General features: G+C 67.9%; 14 protein-coding genes. 4 read left to right on the top strand and 10 right to left on the bottom strand.

Going from position 1 to position 14,053, the window contains the following annotated elements; translation table 11 throughout:
• Nucleotide 1: 1 nt before the first annotated feature.
• The gene (locus tag CR918_RS09400; RefSeq protein ID WP_025874445.1) at nucleotides 2–1,582 is read right to left on the bottom strand and encodes an AAA family ATPase; all 1,581 of its coding nucleotides are present in this window, start codon (nucleotides 1,580–1,582) and stop codon (nucleotides 2–4) included.
• Between the two features lie 268 nt (nucleotides 1,583–1,850).
• Here CR918_RS09400 and CR918_RS09395 point away from each other — a divergent pair, with 268 nt between their 5' ends.
• From CR918_RS09395 to xth, 4 genes are all read left to right on the top strand, one after another.
• A complete protein-coding gene (locus CR918_RS09395; protein WP_133119680.1) occupies nucleotides 1,851–2,351 on the top strand; it encodes a hypothetical protein in 501 nt (166 codons plus the stop codon).
• A 1-nt stretch (nucleotide 2,352) separates the two neighbouring features.
• Nucleotides 2,353–2,829: a hypothetical protein gene (locus tag CR918_RS09390; RefSeq protein WP_025874447.1), complete on the top strand. Its 477-nt coding sequence runs from the start codon at nucleotides 2,353–2,355 to the stop codon at nucleotides 2,827–2,829.
• 65 nt (nucleotides 2,830–2,894) lie between these two features.
• Nucleotides 2,895–4,007, top strand: a complete 1,113-nt coding sequence (locus tag CR918_RS09385; RefSeq protein WP_099842561.1) for a DNA glycosylase AlkZ-like family protein — start codon at nucleotides 2,895–2,897, stop codon at nucleotides 4,005–4,007.
• Between the two features lie 78 nt (nucleotides 4,008–4,085).
• Nucleotides 4,086–4,877: an exodeoxyribonuclease III gene (xth, locus tag CR918_RS09380; protein WP_099842560.1), complete on the top strand. Its 792-nt coding sequence runs from the start codon at nucleotides 4,086–4,088 to the stop codon at nucleotides 4,875–4,877.
• Here the strand turns inward: xth and CR918_RS09375 are convergent.
• The 9 genes from CR918_RS09375 to paoA all read right to left on the bottom strand — a co-directional run bounded on the left by CR918_RS09375 (nucleotide 4,874) and on the right by paoA (nucleotide 14,002).
• Nucleotides 4,874–6,592 (bottom strand): sensor domain-containing diguanylate cyclase, encoded by a 1,719-nt coding sequence (locus CR918_RS09375; RefSeq protein WP_099842559.1) that lies wholly within the window; start codon nucleotides 6,590–6,592, stop codon nucleotides 4,874–4,876. The two genes, xth and CR918_RS09375, sit on opposite strands and share 4 nt — an antisense overlap.
• 70 nt (nucleotides 6,593–6,662) lie before the next feature.
• Nucleotides 6,663–6,857: a hypothetical protein gene (locus tag CR918_RS09370; RefSeq protein WP_025874451.1), complete on the bottom strand. Its 195-nt coding sequence runs from the start codon at nucleotides 6,855–6,857 to the stop codon at nucleotides 6,663–6,665.
• On the bottom strand, nucleotides 6,854–7,489 hold the full coding sequence (locus CR918_RS09365; protein ID WP_033831185.1) for a DNA-3-methyladenine glycosylase: 636 nt from the start codon (nucleotides 7,487–7,489) through the stop codon (nucleotides 6,854–6,856). The genes CR918_RS09370 and CR918_RS09365 overlap by 4 nt, the downstream gene beginning before the upstream one ends.
• 70 nt (nucleotides 7,490–7,559) lie before the next feature.
• Nucleotides 7,560–8,510 (bottom strand): cation diffusion facilitator family transporter, encoded by a 951-nt coding sequence (locus tag CR918_RS09360; RefSeq protein ID WP_099842558.1) that lies wholly within the window; start codon nucleotides 8,508–8,510, stop codon nucleotides 7,560–7,562.
• Nucleotides 8,511–8,624: 114 nt separating this feature from the next.
• Nucleotides 8,625–9,221, bottom strand: a complete 597-nt coding sequence (locus CR918_RS09355) for a nucleotidyltransferase family protein (RefSeq protein WP_099842557.1) — start codon at nucleotides 9,219–9,221, stop codon at nucleotides 8,625–8,627.
• Nucleotides 9,218–10,210 carry an XdhC family protein gene (locus CR918_RS09350; protein WP_099842556.1) on the bottom strand — a complete coding sequence of 331 codons (993 nt, stop codon included), beginning with the start codon at nucleotides 10,208–10,210 and terminating at the stop codon, nucleotides 9,218–9,220. Before CR918_RS09350 ends, CR918_RS09355 begins: the two co-directional genes overlap by 4 nt.
• Entirely contained in the window at nucleotides 10,207–12,408 is a 2,202-nt protein-coding gene (gene paoC, locus CR918_RS09345; protein ID WP_099842555.1) for an aldehyde oxidoreductase molybdenum-binding subunit PaoC, read from the bottom strand. Before paoC ends, CR918_RS09350 begins: the two co-directional genes overlap by 4 nt.
• Nucleotides 12,405–13,361, bottom strand: a complete 957-nt coding sequence (locus CR918_RS09340) for an FAD binding domain-containing protein (RefSeq protein ID WP_033831181.1) — start codon at nucleotides 13,359–13,361, stop codon at nucleotides 12,405–12,407. Before CR918_RS09340 ends, paoC begins: the two co-directional genes overlap by 4 nt.
• Complete coding sequence (gene paoA / locus CR918_RS09335; RefSeq protein ID WP_032974655.1) at nucleotides 13,358–14,002, bottom strand: aldehyde dehydrogenase iron-sulfur subunit PaoA; 645 nt, start codon at nucleotides 14,000–14,002, stop codon at nucleotides 13,358–13,360. Before paoA ends, CR918_RS09340 begins: the two co-directional genes overlap by 4 nt.
• Between the last annotated feature and the right edge of the window lie 51 nt (nucleotides 14,003–14,053).

The raw sequence follows: 14,053 nt of genomic DNA, 5'->3' as shown, positions 1-14,053 counted from the left end.
ATCAGCGTGCCCGCAGCCAATGCAGGTAGTTGGTGTAGCGCTGGTGCAGGTACTTCAGCTTCAGCAGGTCGTCGTACAGATGGCCGTACAGCTTGCGTCCCTTCACCCGTTCCTCCACCAGACGCTCGATGCGGGTCAGGCGCTTGCGCGTTTCCGTCTCGGTCATCCCATCCAGGCCCCGCTGGAACTGTGCCGACAGCTCGCCAACCGGATCGTCGCGATCCAGATCCAGCCGGTCATATTCGGCATTGGAGGCATCGAGCAGCCAGCGCAGCCAGCTGAGCCGATCGCTGCGATAGGGCGCATTCTCCGGCAGGGCGAAGAAGGGAGCATCAAGATCCGGTTGCAGCTTGTCGTTCAGCACGAAGGGCAGTACCTGGCGCACATCCTCCAGGGCAACGGCAGGGCTGCCGCGGAAGTACGCCATGGCCTTGGCGAACATCAGCAGGGTCATCAGGTTGCGCACCGACAGGCCGTTGCGGGTCTGGCAACCCAGGTCCTTCATGCGATCGCGGCCGCTGTCGGCAGCGGTTGCCTGCGCCCATTCGGTGCCGGCCAGGCGCACGGTATCCTTGGTCAGGTACTCGAACTGGGCGCCGGCGGTTTCCATCAGCTCGAACTGGCTGCTGAAGAATTCGATGCGGCGGCGCACGTCCTGCGGTACGTCGACCGCGCGGATCTCCTGCAGCAGCTGGTCGCCCTCGGCCTCGCTGAAGATGATGTCACGCGGCACGACCTCTTCCGGGCGGATGTCCTGCTCGATGCGCAGCAGCATCTCTTCCAGGAACCGCGGGTTGAATGCCAGTGCCTGCACCACCACGTCGATGCGGTCGCGCAGGGCTTCGATCACCTGGTAGGTACCGCCGCCGCGATCATCGTTGGCGGTCAGGTACCAGGCCGATTCCGGGCATTCGTAGACGTGGTTGAGGATCTCGGCGTAGTTGTCGCCCATCACCGTCAGCAGCGCGCTCTGCGTGCGGGTGGGAATGCGGTTGTATTCGTCGATGATCTTCACCCGCATGCCCAGCCACGACCGCCAGGCAATGCGGATGTCCGCCATGTCCTGCGCGGCCACCAGGTCGGCGGGCAGGGGGTTGCCGAGCAGATCGGCGATGGTCATCTGCGGGTGCCCGTGCTGCATCGCCCGGCGCACCTCGCGGACCGGATAGCCGGCCAGGACGCCCATCAGGATCGCGCTGGCGGTCTTGCCGCGCCCTGGCCCACCCACGAACAGGCACTTGCGGCGGGTGGCGAAGGTCAGCAGCGGCAGCAGCACGTAACTGGAATAGCTCTGCGCCGATGGCAGGGTCAGCGGCCGCCGTGTGTCACCCACCGCGAACGAGGCGGAGGGGCCTTCGTGGTACTCGATGTCGTAGTGCGGGCTGATGATCGCGTTGTTGACGATCCAGAAGTAGGCCTGACGCAGTTTCTCGTCCAGCCGCAGCGGCGCGGCGGCTGCATCGTCCTGCAGGCGCACCGGCCCTTCGTACAGCTCGGCCACATCGAATGTGCGCGGTGCAGTGTCGGTGCGCGGGTTGGTCGGCGCCTGCGACAGGCGCTGGAACAGGTTGAACGGTGGCACGCGATTCCCTTGGCTGTGGCCTGCTGGGGAGATTGTAAGCGGCGGGCCAGCGGATCCGGTGCGCAGCGAGCGCTGGCGGTGCGGCCAGTCGCAGATCCCGAGACGCCGCTTCTAGGAATTTCCCTACGCAGTTTCGTGGACGTTTCCGATGGTTGCCTGGGTGTTCGAGGCCTAGACTGAGGCGATAGCGACACTATTGGATGGCGTGTTCTGCTGGGGAAGGCAGGCACGCGCGATACATCCCCAGCCGGGAGCTGTTCGAGTGCACATGAAAGGATTCCTGCCGGGCGCTCTCGCCTGCGCCCTGATGGCTGCGGCCGGTGCTGCAGGCGCGCAGACGCTGGGCGCCGCCGCCAGAGCGAGCGCCGATGGATGGATCGGGCGCGAGGCATCGCAGCTGTTGATGCAGCTGCGCGTGGATGGCGGCCGCGTGCAGATCGAGGAAGACGATGCAACGCTGGAAACACGCTACACCTGGCGCACGGTCGTACCGGCCTACACCGAGCAGGTGAAGGTGGGCGGTGGCGAGTTCCTGTACATGGAACCGACCGGTACCAGCGGCGAGCGTCCGGTGTTCGCACCGATCATCGTCGAGGACGTGCACCATGCCGAGCAACACCGCTGCGACATCACCTACATCGCCGACCGTGATGGCGTGGTACGGCGCTGGCAGCACCGCGGGCCCCACTGCGATACCGATATCGTCGGCCCGGACGCGCGTCGCCCAGGCAGGTCGACCCCGACCGCTTCCCGCAACCAAGGACACTGACATGAGACAGCACACCCCCTTCCGTGTTGCCGGACTGCTGGGCCTGGCGATCGGCGCATCACTGTTGATGCCGACGGCCTGGGCCAAGCCTCGGCATGGTGTGGTCGAAGACATGCAGCCGATCGAGAATCGAGGCGAGGATACCTCCGAACGCACCAAGCGCGGCCGCAGCATCGGCGAGCGGCTGGGCAAGATCGGCGGTGTTCTGGCGGGTGTCGGCCTCAGCAGTGCCGGGCAGACCGAAGCAGGCTATGTGGTCACCAATGTCGCCGCCAACAGTGGCGACAAGATCGGTGGCTCCATCGGCGAGAAGATCGCCGGCGAAGGCCCCACCACCCGCTACATGGTGAAGGTGCGCCTGGACGAGGGTCGCGTGCTGTCAACCACGCAGTTGCGTGAACAGGTCGCAGGCCTGCAGGTCGGCAGCCGGGTCATCGTGGACGGCACCGGTGACGATGCCCGTATCGTGGCCGAGTAAGGCCAGGCGCGCCTTGCGCGGATGACGTCCTGCAGCGGGGCGGCCGGCAGTCCTACAATCGGCCCATGCCGACCTCGCCGACCCTCGATGATCTGCGCCGCTACGCCGTAGCCCGCACGCTGTTCACGCCTACCACGTTGCTGACAGCGATCCGTCGGCTGGGCTTCGTGCAGGCCGACCCCATCCGTGCGCCCGCACGCGCCCAGGACCTGACCCTGCGGCACCGGGTGAAGGGCTACCGGGCCGGGGATCTGGAGCGCCGCTACAGCCGACTGCCGATCGAGGAAGACTTCCTGGTCAACTACGGCTTCCTGCCGCGTGAACACCTGTCCCTGATGCATCCCCGGGTGTCCCGCAGGCCATGGGACGCGAGCACGCGGCGCAAGGCGGCCGACGTGCTGGCGTTCGTGCAGGAGCGGGGTGCGGTGCATCCGCGCGAAGTCGACCAGGCGTTCGCGCATGGCCGGGTGACCAACTACTGGGGCGGCACCAGCAATGCCAGCACCCACCTGCTGGATGGCATGCACTATCGCGGCATGCTGCGCATCCATCGTCGTGACAGCGGTACCCGCATCTATGCGGTTGCGGCACATGCCCCGGCCGATGGCGGCAAGGCCGCACGCCTGCAGCGTGCCACCGCACTGATCGATCTGGTGGTGCGCAAGTACGCGCCGTTGCCTTCGGCGAGCCTCACCTATCTGGCGCGGCTGCTGGGCTACGGCGCACCGCATCTGGCGGAGGAGATCCAGCAGGCACTGCGGTTGGCGCGCGAGCAGCTGGCGGGCTGCAGCATCGATGGAACCACCTGGTACTGGCCGGCCGACGAGAACCCCCGTTCGCGGAGATACCAGGCCGATGAACAGGTGCGGCTGCTCGCACCGTTCGATCCGGTGGCCTGGGATCGGCGACGGTTCGAACTGCTCTGGGGCTGGGTGTACCGGTTCGAGGCCTACACCCCGGCGGCCAAGCGTCGCTTCGGCTACTACGCGCTGCCGCTGTTGTGGCGCGACCAGGTGATCGGCTGGGCCAATGTCGCGGCGAAGGATGGGCAGCTGCAGCCCAGCTTCGGTTATGTCGACGGCAGCGCACCAAGGGACGTGGCATTCAGCAATGCGCTGGAGGACGAGCTGGAGCGGATGGCGAACTTCCTGCCAGGGACGGGCCCGGCAACGCCGTGATCCTGCGTGCGGCGTCCTCCACGCTGCCTGCATGCCGCCTCGCCAATACTGCAGACCCGCCGCTCGGGTACTTCCGCAATGGCTCGCCGCAAGACACTGCGCATTGCCACGTTCAACGTCAATGGCATCGGCACGCGCTTGCCGCATCTGCTGTCCTGGTTGCAGCGTGAAGCGCCCGACGTGGTGGCACTGCAGGAGCTGAAGGCGGTCGATGCCGCCTTTCCGGTCGACGCGCTGGAGCGGGCAGGGTATGGCGCACTGTGGCTGGGTGAGGCGCGCTGGAACGGGGTGGCGATACTGGCCCGCGATGCCTTGCCGATCGAAAGCCGGCGCCACCTGCCCGGCGAACCGGCCGATACGCAGAGCCGGTATCTGGAAGCTGCCGTGCATGGCGTTGTGGTTGCGGCGCTGTACCTGCCCAACGGTAATCCTCATCCGGGGCCGAAGTTCGACTACAAGCTGCGATGGATGCAGCGGCTGATCCGCCATGCGCGTACCCTGGTCGATCTTCCGCACCCGGCACTGCTGCTGGGGGATTTCAATGTCATTCCAGACGATGAGGATGTGTACGACCCGGCCTCGTGGCGGCGCGATGCGCTCATGCAGCCGGAGGTCCGCGATGCCTTCCAGCGGCTGCTGGCGCAGGGGTGGACCGACGCCCTGCGCACGGTGCATGGCGACCAGCGCATCTACACCTTCTGGGACTATTTCCGCCAGCACGCCGAACGCGATCGCGGCCTGCGCATTGATCATCTGCTGCTGAACCCGGTGCTGGCCAAAGGGCTTCAGGATGCGGGTGTCGATCGTTGGGTGCGGCTGCAGGAGAAGGCCAGCGATCATGCGCCTGCGTGGGTCACCGTTACCCGCTAGTCGGCGCTGCCCGGCGGACGCATCTCGCGACGTACCCGGGCCCGCGTGCGATACAGCCGGCTGTCGGCCTTGTGGATGGTTTCCGCCACGGGTTCGCCGGGGACGTTGACGGCGGCGCCCATCGAGAACGCGGTGGGAGCACGCGCGGCGTTGCCCGCATACCAGGCTTCCAGCGCAGCCAGCCGCCCGGCCGCCGGTTCGATCAGCGCCACCAGGAACTCGTCGCCGCCCAACCGCACTGCCGCCTCATTGGCCTGCAGCGGCGCGCGCAGGAAGTCGGCGAACTCGACCAGCACCGTGTCGCCACGACGGTGCCCCAGGGTGTCGTTGACCTGTTTGAAGTGATCCAGGTCGAACACCAGGCAGACCCACGACCGTGAGGCGACGTCGTCGAGCCGATGCAGGTACCGGCGGTTGTGGCACTGGGTCAGCGGATCCTTCAGCGACAGTTCGCGCAAGCGCTCTTCCTGCAGGCGCAGCGCGGTCACGTCCTGGGCGTGGCCGAGCACAAACGGGGGATGGGTCTCGGTGTCCAGTACGTTGTTGTAGGCCCAGTAGCGGCGGGTGCCATCGGCGGCGAGCAGTTCGATCACGCCTGCGTCGGTATGGTTGGCTTCGATGCGCCGCAGGTAGGCCTTGAACGCCTCGCGCTTTTCCGGCGGCATCAGGTCGCACAGGCTGCGGCCAACCATCTCGCTTTCCGGGTAGCCCAGCGACTGCACGGCTGCCGGATTCACCGATGTCACGGTGCCGTCCAGCGTGTGCGTGCAGATCAGGCCCAGGCTGTAGTGGAAGAGACGGCGATAACGCACCTCGCTGGCTTCCAGCGCGTCCACCACCGCGCGTTCTTCGGTGATGTCCTGGATGGCACCGACCAGCCGTGGCAGGCCCTCCACCTGTTGCCGGGTGCCCACCACGCGGGTCCAGATGCTGCGGCCATCGGCGGTGGTCATCGGCAGCTGCACTTCCCAGGGCGTGCCCTGTTCGGTGCAGCGCTGCACCGCCGCCTGGATGATGCTGCGGCTGTCCGGACGATAGAACGACAAGGCCGATTCGAATGTCGGCTGGTAGCTGGAACGCACGCCGTGGATCTGCTTGGTCTCGCGCGTCCAGCGCACTTCGCGGGTGGCCAGCTCCAGCTCCCAGCCGCCGACCTTGGCGGCAGTGTTGGTACGTTCCAGGAAGTCCTCGCTGCGCTTGAGATCGCGATGCAGCGCCTGTGCCTGGTCGATCTGCCGCAACAGCGCACTGCGCTGCTCCAGCACCTGGGTGGTAACCCGGCCAAGATGGACCATCAGCTCACGTTGCGACGGTGACAGCACGCCAGGCAGGGTGTCGAGCAGGCACAGCGTGCCGATGCGCGCGCCATGGGCAGTGGCCAAAGGGATGCCGGCATAGTGGCGCACCCTTGGCCCGGCGGTGACCAACGGGTTGTGGGCGAAGCGCGGATCCTGCCGCGCATCCGGAATCTCCAGCAGCGCGTCCTGTTCGATGGCGTAGGTACAGAACGAGATGGAGCGCGGCGTTTCGCTGACATCGCCCAGGCCGATGCTGGATTTGAACCATTGCCGTTGTTCGGCAACGATGGAGACCAGGCCGATGGGCATGCCGGTGGCGGCGCGCGCGGCGGCGACGATGGCATCGAACACCGGCTCGGGCGGCGTATCGAGCACGCCCAGCCGTTCGATTTCGCGAAGTCGGGTGGCCTCATCCATGGCTGTCCACGCTAGTACCCGGTCTGTTAGCGCCCTGCGTACGGCAGTGACGCCGTCGTGATGCGCCCGCTCATGGCTGTTGCAGGGACGCCTGCAGGGCGCTGGCCAACGCGGCGTCCCCGGAGACGAGGTCTTCCCAGCGCAGCTCCAGGCCCTTCCGCCGTCCCTTCTCGACCAGCTTCAGTCCGCTCGGGTCCAGGGTCAGCGTATAGGCCTGGCCGGCGATGGTCAGTTCACGGCGCAGCGGTTTGTCGAGAGGTGTCATCGGGGGCTCCTTCGCGTTGAGGCACGGGCAGGGCGCACTGAAACGTGACGATGATCGCGAACATGCCAGCGCCAAGGAAAATCCACTGCCCGGGTGATGCCGATGCGTGGGCCTACCACCGGATCATCGGGGGGCCGCGTGCCGTCATCCACGAGGGTGATGCCGTGGCTGGCGGTGACCAGATCGGCGCCATCAACGCGCCGGTCCAGGCCGAACGCCTGCGACAGTTTGCCGGGACCGCTGGCGAGGTCGTGATCGTGGCGGGCAGCTGGCCGCAGCGGGTACATCCGTTCCTGTCCGGCAACCGGCTCTGCCGCGCGCAGCAGTACCGCAACACCCTCGCCGACCTCGCCGCAGACCACATTGCTGCCCCAGTGCATGCCGTAGGTGAAATACACATACAGGTGCCCGGCCTCGCCAAACATGCTGGCGTTGCGTGCGGTCCTGCCACGATACGAATGGGCAGCCGGATCCTCACTGCCGGCGTAGGCTTCGACTTCGACGATACGCGCTGCACGGCCGTCGCTGCGCACCAGCAGCTTGTTGAGCAGGTCCGGTGCTACCACCGTCGACGGGCGCCGGTAGAAGGTGCGGGGTATCGGTATCCAGGTATCCGGCAGCCAATCCATCATGTTGCGGCAGTGCTCGCTTCCCAAGCCTGCTCCAGTGTGGCGTGCAGCGGGTGAAGCCGCCGCCATTGATTCACTCCGGGTCAGCCAGCGCCGCGCGCCGCCTGGCGAAGACTTCCGGCGTCTGCGGTTTCACGAACAGCGCCACCAGTTCCGGGAACTCCTGCTTCACCGCACCCTCGATGCGGGTGATGCAGGCTTCGATCTGCGGGGTGGTGCGGTCGTCCTCGAATTCGGCACTGAGCATGGCCACCACCTGCTCCGGGCCCATCTGCATGGTGGTCACGCCATTGGCACGGCGCAGGTCCGGATCGGTCACGGCCACCGCCATGATGCGTTGGGCAACGGCCGGGTGCGCAGGTTCGCCTACCAGCAGGCCCTTGGTTTCCCGCGCCAGCAGGAATGCGGTCAGCGCCAGCACGCCGGCAATGCACAACGAGGCGACCCCATCCAGTATCGGCATTTCCAGCAGCTGCGCGGCCAGCAACCCGACCAGGGCAAAGCCGAGGCCGAGCAGGGCGGCACTGTCCTCCAGCAGTACGGTGAAGGTGGAGGGGTCCTTGCTGCGGCGGAACGCCTCGAAATAGCCCAGCGTGCCCTTGCTGCGCCGGAACTCGCGCAGTGCAACCCACCAGGAGGCGCCTTCGAACAGGATGGAGATACCCAGCACGCTGTAGCTGATGGCGTGGTTGGTGGCCGGTTCCGGCCGGCGGATGTGCTGGATGCCCTCATAGGCCGACACACCGGCGCCGGCGGCAAAGACCAGCAGGGCGACGATGAAGCTCCAGAAGTACAGCTCGCGACCGTAGCCGAACGGGTGCAGGGTGTCGGGGGCCTTTTCGGCACGGCGCAGACCGTACAGCAGCAGCACCTCGTTGAGGGTATCGACCAGCGAATGCACGCCTTCGCTGAGCATCGCGGAGCTGCCGGACAGGCCGGCGGCGATGAACTTGGCAACGGCGATGGCGAGGTTGCCGGCCAGCGCGGCGTAGATGACAAGGCGGGAGCCTGAGGGTGCGGCCATGTGCGGGAATGCTGGCAGGTAGCGGGCGCACCATCCTGCGCGGCGGAGCGTCCGCGCAGCGTGTATGCCGAGCGCCCGCGCAGCGCGGTCTGGCCAGTTCAACTGCCGCCGCCCTCAGGCGGACGCAGGATCCAGCCAGCCGAGCGCGCGCGCCCGGCGCAGGTCCTCGGGGGTATCGATATCGCATTCCAGCCCGGCGCCGGAGCAGCGCGCAATGCCTTCGGTCTGCCGCAGCCGCCGGCCAAATCCCCCGTCTGCAGGTTGCGGTCCTGTGCCGGCAAACCAGCTGCCCGGCACCACCGCCGGCACGCCGATGGTGTCGCCCAGTACCGTGGCCGCGCAGCCGGACGGTGCGGCGGCTGCCGCGCCCAGCAGTGCGTGCAGGTGCTCCACGCGCAGCGTCGGTTGATCGCAGATCATCACCAGCACCCTGGCGGCGCTGTGCACGTGGGGAGCGGCCAGCGACAGGCTGCCGCCGATGCCGAGCCCAGGGTTGGGATTGCGCAGCCGCTGCGCCGGCAGGCCGTGCAGTTCTTCTTCGAAGTGGGGGTGCTGGGGCAGTACCACCACCAGCGTGTCCGGCGATGTTTCCAGCGCCAGCCGCACGCTCCGTCGCAACAGCGCCTCTCCGCCCGCGCGCAGCAGCTGCTTGGGCTGCCCCAGGCGCTGGCTGCACCCGGCTGCGAGCACCACGGCCGCATGCCCGGTCATGGCGTGGCCAAGGGCGTTCCGTGCCGCCACGCCTGCAGCTGCGCGGCGATGCTCAAGGCAATCGCTTCGGGACCACGACCGCCCAGGGCCAGGCCGATCGGTGAGCGCAGGCGCGGCTCCAGCGCGCGGCGCGTGTGGGTATTCAGCACGCTGAAAAGATCGTCCTTGCGACGGCGTGGCCCCAACAGCCCGATGAAGGGTACGCGCAAGCCTGCCAGCCGTTCGAGCGCGTCACGGTCGAGCTCGAAATTGTGATGCATCACGAGTGCGGCATCGGCCACGCCGGCGGCAGCGGAAGAACAATACGAACCAGCGGTAAGGGGCAGATGCTCGCGCCAGCGGAGTCTCGGTTCTTCGACATGCGCGCACCAGCCCAGATGGTCCAGCAGGGGCAGCAGAAGCGCCGCCTCCGGGCCTGCTCCGTGCACGTGCACGACAGGCGACCGGTGCCACTGCAGCCGCCAGCGGTGGCTGCCGTCCAGCGGCTGCGGGGCGGCAGGGGGCACCGTGCGGGTGAAGGTGAAGCCGGCGCAGCGGGCGTCCAGCCGTCCGTCAGCCTGCAGTGCCAGATGCAGCGTGTGCGGCCCTTGCAGCCACGCATCGAGAAGCTGTTCGATGCCGCCGAGCTGCGGCAACGGAAGCAGTGCCAGCCACTGGCGACCCCGGCATCCGGTGGCATTGCCGGAGAACAGCGCAGCGTCGTCGCGGTTGTCGATCTCCATCCATGCGATGCGCCCGGCATCCACCGCGTTGGCGGCCTGTCGCGCCAGCTCCGGTTCCAGGCAGCCGCCGCTCAGCCAGCCCACCTGTCGACCCGGTTCGAACAGCGCACAGGTGCCCGCGCGGCTGTAGCTGGACCCTTCCGTCTGCAGCACCACTGCCAACGCAGCCGCGCAGCCGGCTCGCGCCGCGTCGGCGGCGGCCTGCAGCACCGGGCGCGGGTTGCCGCCGTCCAGATCCAGCGGGGCAGGGTGGAGCGCACTGGTCATGCGATGTCCGGCAGGCCGGCGAGCAGCTTGTCCAGGGTCAGTGGATAGTCGCGCACGCGGATTCCGGTCGCGTTGTACACCGCGTTGGCCACTGCCGCGCTTACGCCGCAGAGGCCCAGCTCGCCAACGCCCTTGGCCTTCATCGGCGACGACACCGCATCGCTTTCATCAAGGAACACCACCTCCTGGTGCGGCACGTCGGCATGTACGGGTACTTCGTAGCCGGCCAGGTCGTGATTGACGAAGAACCCCAGCCGCCGATCCACCACCAGTTCCTCCGACAGCGCTGCGCCGATGCCCATTGTCATCGCGCCGATCACCTGGCTGCGCGCGGTCTTCGGGTTGAGGATGCGGCCGGCTGCGCACACGGCCAGCATGCGGCGGATCCGGCTTTCGCCCGAGGCCACATCCACGCCCACCTCGACGAAATGCGCGGCGAAGGTCGACTGCTGGTACTTCTCCTGCAGCGTGTCGAACTCGATGCTGTCTTCGGCCACCAGCTCGCCGGCCTGAGCGGCATCGGCAAGGGCGCGGCTGCGGCCCCCTGCGGTCACCTTGCCGGCTTCGAACTGCGCTGCCGCCGGGTCCATTCCCAGCGCCTGCGCGACCTTCGTACGCAGTGCCATGCATGCGGCGTAGACGCCTGCGGTGGAGCTGTTGGCGCCCCACTGGCCACCGGACCCGGCAGCCATGGGATAACGGGAATCGCCCAGCTTGACCGTGACCTGCTGCAACGGAACGCCGAGCATTTCCGCGGCCGTCTGGCCGATGATGGTGTAGCTGCCGGTGCCGATGTCGGTCATGTCGGTTTCCACGGTGACCTGGCCATCAGCGGCCAGGCGCACGCGTGCGCCGGATTTCATCACCAGGTTGTTGCGGAAGCCTGCTGCCACGCCCATGCCGACCAGCCAGCGTCCATCGCGCACGGCGCCCGGGGTGGCGCTGCGCCGCTGCCAGCCGAATCGTTCGGCGCCCGTGCGCAGGCACTGCACCAGCTGCCGCTGTGAAAAGGGGCGCTCGGGATTGGACGGGTCGACCTGGGTGTCGTTGCGGATACGGAATTCGATCGGATCCAGGCCGAGTTTGATGGCCATTTCGTCCATGGCGATTTCCAGCGCCATCAGTCCCGGCGTTTCGCCCGGCGCGCGCATGGCATTGCCTTCGGGCAGGTCGAGGGTGGCCAGGCGCAATGCGGCCAAGCGGTTGGGCCCCGCATACAGCAAGCGGGTCTGCTGCACCGCTTCCTCCGGCGAGCCGCCTGGCAGGTTGCCCGACCATGATTCGTGGCCGATGGCGGTCAGGCTTCCTTCCGGCGTTGCGCCCAGCCGGATGCGCTGCAGCGTGGCCGGGCGGTGCGTGGTGTTGTTGGCGATCAGCGGCCGCTGCAGGGCCACTTTCACCGGCCGCTTGGCAGCGCGTGCGGCGAGCGCGGCCAGCAGTGCATCGGAGCGCAGGAACAGCTTTCCGCCAAAGCCGCCGCCGATGTAGGGCGACACCAGCCGCACCTTGTCCTTGGCGATGCCCAGGGTGCGGGCCAGATCGGTGCGGCCCCAGTCGATCATCTGGTTGGAGGTCCACACCGTCAGCTGGTCGCCTTCCCAGGCGGCCATCGTCGCGTGCGGCTCCATCATTGCGTGCGACTGGTCCGGGGTGTGGTAGGTCGCATCGAGCGTAACCGCCGCCTGGCTGAAGGCCTTCTCGAAATCGCCGACGCGCGCATCGGGCTCCGGCGTCTGCAGGGAAGCGCCTGCCTGCTTGGCGTCGGCCAGATCGAAGTGGCCGCGCTGCGGGGCATAGCGGATGCGGATCTGTCCGGCCGCAGCGCGGGCCTGTTCGAACGTTTCGGCCACCACCACCGCCAGTGCCTGGTGATAGTGGTGCACCTTCGGACCACCCAGCAGCGGCGCCGCGTTGCGCTTGACCGGATGCAGCGGCCCGGCGGTGTCGGCGGTGACGATGGCCAGAACGCCGGGCGAGCGCCGCGCCGCCTCCAGCTCCATGCGGGTCACGGTGCCGGTGGCAATCCCCGCGCCGACCACGACGCCATAGGCGGGGGCGGAAGGCGTGGCGTCATGCCATTCGTGTGCGTAGGTGGCCTTGCCGGTGACCTTCAGCGGGCCGTCGATGCGATCGTGCGGCTTGCCGACGACGGTCTGCGCATCGATCGGATTGCGACCTGCGGGGGTGTCGAATTTCATGCCTCGGCCCTCACGTCCTGCAGGATGGAAGCCAATGTGCGTTCGGCCAGCGCCAGTTTGAAGGCGTTCTGTGCGGTGGGCGCAGCACCCTGCAGCAGCACCGACATCACGGCGGCGGCGCCCTGCGGCAGGGCCGCATCGGCCGCAGCGCTGTGCCACGGCTTGTGCGCGACACCGCCAAGGGCGATCCGGCCGCTGCCATCGGGCCGCAGGATCGCCGCCACCGACACCAGGGCGAACGCATACGATGCGCGGTCGCGTACCTTGCGGTACACGTGCACGCCCCCCGGGGGCGGCGGCAGGATCACGGCGGCGATCAGCTCGCCCTTGTCCAGCATGGTGTCGATATGCGGCGTACGGCCAGGAGCGCGATACAGGGCGTCCAGCGCGATGTTCCGGCGCGATCCGTCGGCGCGGACGGTCTCCACCGATGCATCCAGCGCCATCATCGCCACCGCCATGTCGCTGGGGTGGGTGGCGATGCAGTGCTCGCTGGCACCGATCACGGCCAATTGCCGGCTGAAACCTTCGCGCGCGCCGCAGCCACTGCCGGGCAGCCGCTTGTTGCAGGGCTGTGCGGTGTCGTAGAAATAGGGGCAGCGTGTGCGTTGCAGCAGGTTGCCGGCGGTGGTGGCCTTGTTGCGCAGTTGACCCGATGCGCCGGACACCAGTGCGCGGGTCAGCACCGCATAGTCGCGCCGGATGCGCCGGTCGGCCGCCAGATCGGTATTGCGTACCAGCGCGCCGACGCGCAGGCCTCCCTCGCTGGTGGGCTCGATGGTGTCCAGATCCAGCCCGTTGACGTCGATCAGGTGGGCGGGCGTCTCGATCTCCAGCTTCATCAGGTCCAGCAGGTTGGTGCCGCCGGCAATGAACCGAGCGCCCTGGGTACGCGCCGCTGCCGCTGCCGCCTCGGCGGGAGACCGGGCGCGCTCGTAGCTGAAAGCTCTCATGCGCTGGCCTCCCCGACGTCCTGGATGGCCTCGATGATGTTGGAATAGGCGCCGCACCGGCAGATGTTGCCGCTCATGCGCTCGCGCAGTTCTTCGGCGGTGAAGGCGCTGGGCGCGTCCAACGCTGCGCTGACGTGGCTCGGTATGCCGGCCTTGATTTCCTGCAGCACGGCGACGGCCGAGCAGATCTGCCCCGGGGTGCAGTAGCCGCACTGGAAACCGTCATGCTTGACGAAGGCCGCCTGCATCGCGTGCAGCCGGTCTGGCGTGCCGAGGCCTTCGATGGTGGTGATCTTCGCGCCCTGGTGCATCACCGCCAGCGTCAGGCAGGCATTGATGCGCCGGCCGTCCACCAGCACCGTGCAGGCACCGCACTGGCCGTGGTCGCAGCCCTTCTTGCTGCCGGTCAGGTGCAGGTGCTCACGCAGGGCGTCGAGCAGGGTGACGCGGGTGTCCAGCCGCAGCGATCGCGCTGTTCCGTTCACCTCGAAGTCCACCTGCATCAGTTCCGGTGCCCGTGCACCTGTCCGGTCCGGCTCCGCCGCAGCGACCACTGCAGGCAGGGCCATGGTGGTGGCCGATCCCGCGCTCAACTTCAGCAGTTCCCGGCGCGAAAGGGGAAGGTGTGACGGTGGGCTCATCGTGGCTCCTCGCTGGCTGCGGCAGGCTGGCTGGCGGATTCAATGCCGGGA

Origin of the sequence: Stenotrophomonas indicatrix (genome assembly GCF_002750975.1) — a bacterium.
Classification (GTDB): domain Bacteria; phylum Pseudomonadota; class Gammaproteobacteria; order Xanthomonadales; family Xanthomonadaceae; genus Stenotrophomonas; species Stenotrophomonas indicatrix.
Note: the sequence above shows the minus strand (reverse complement) of the source record. Positions and strands in the feature narration are given on the sequence as shown.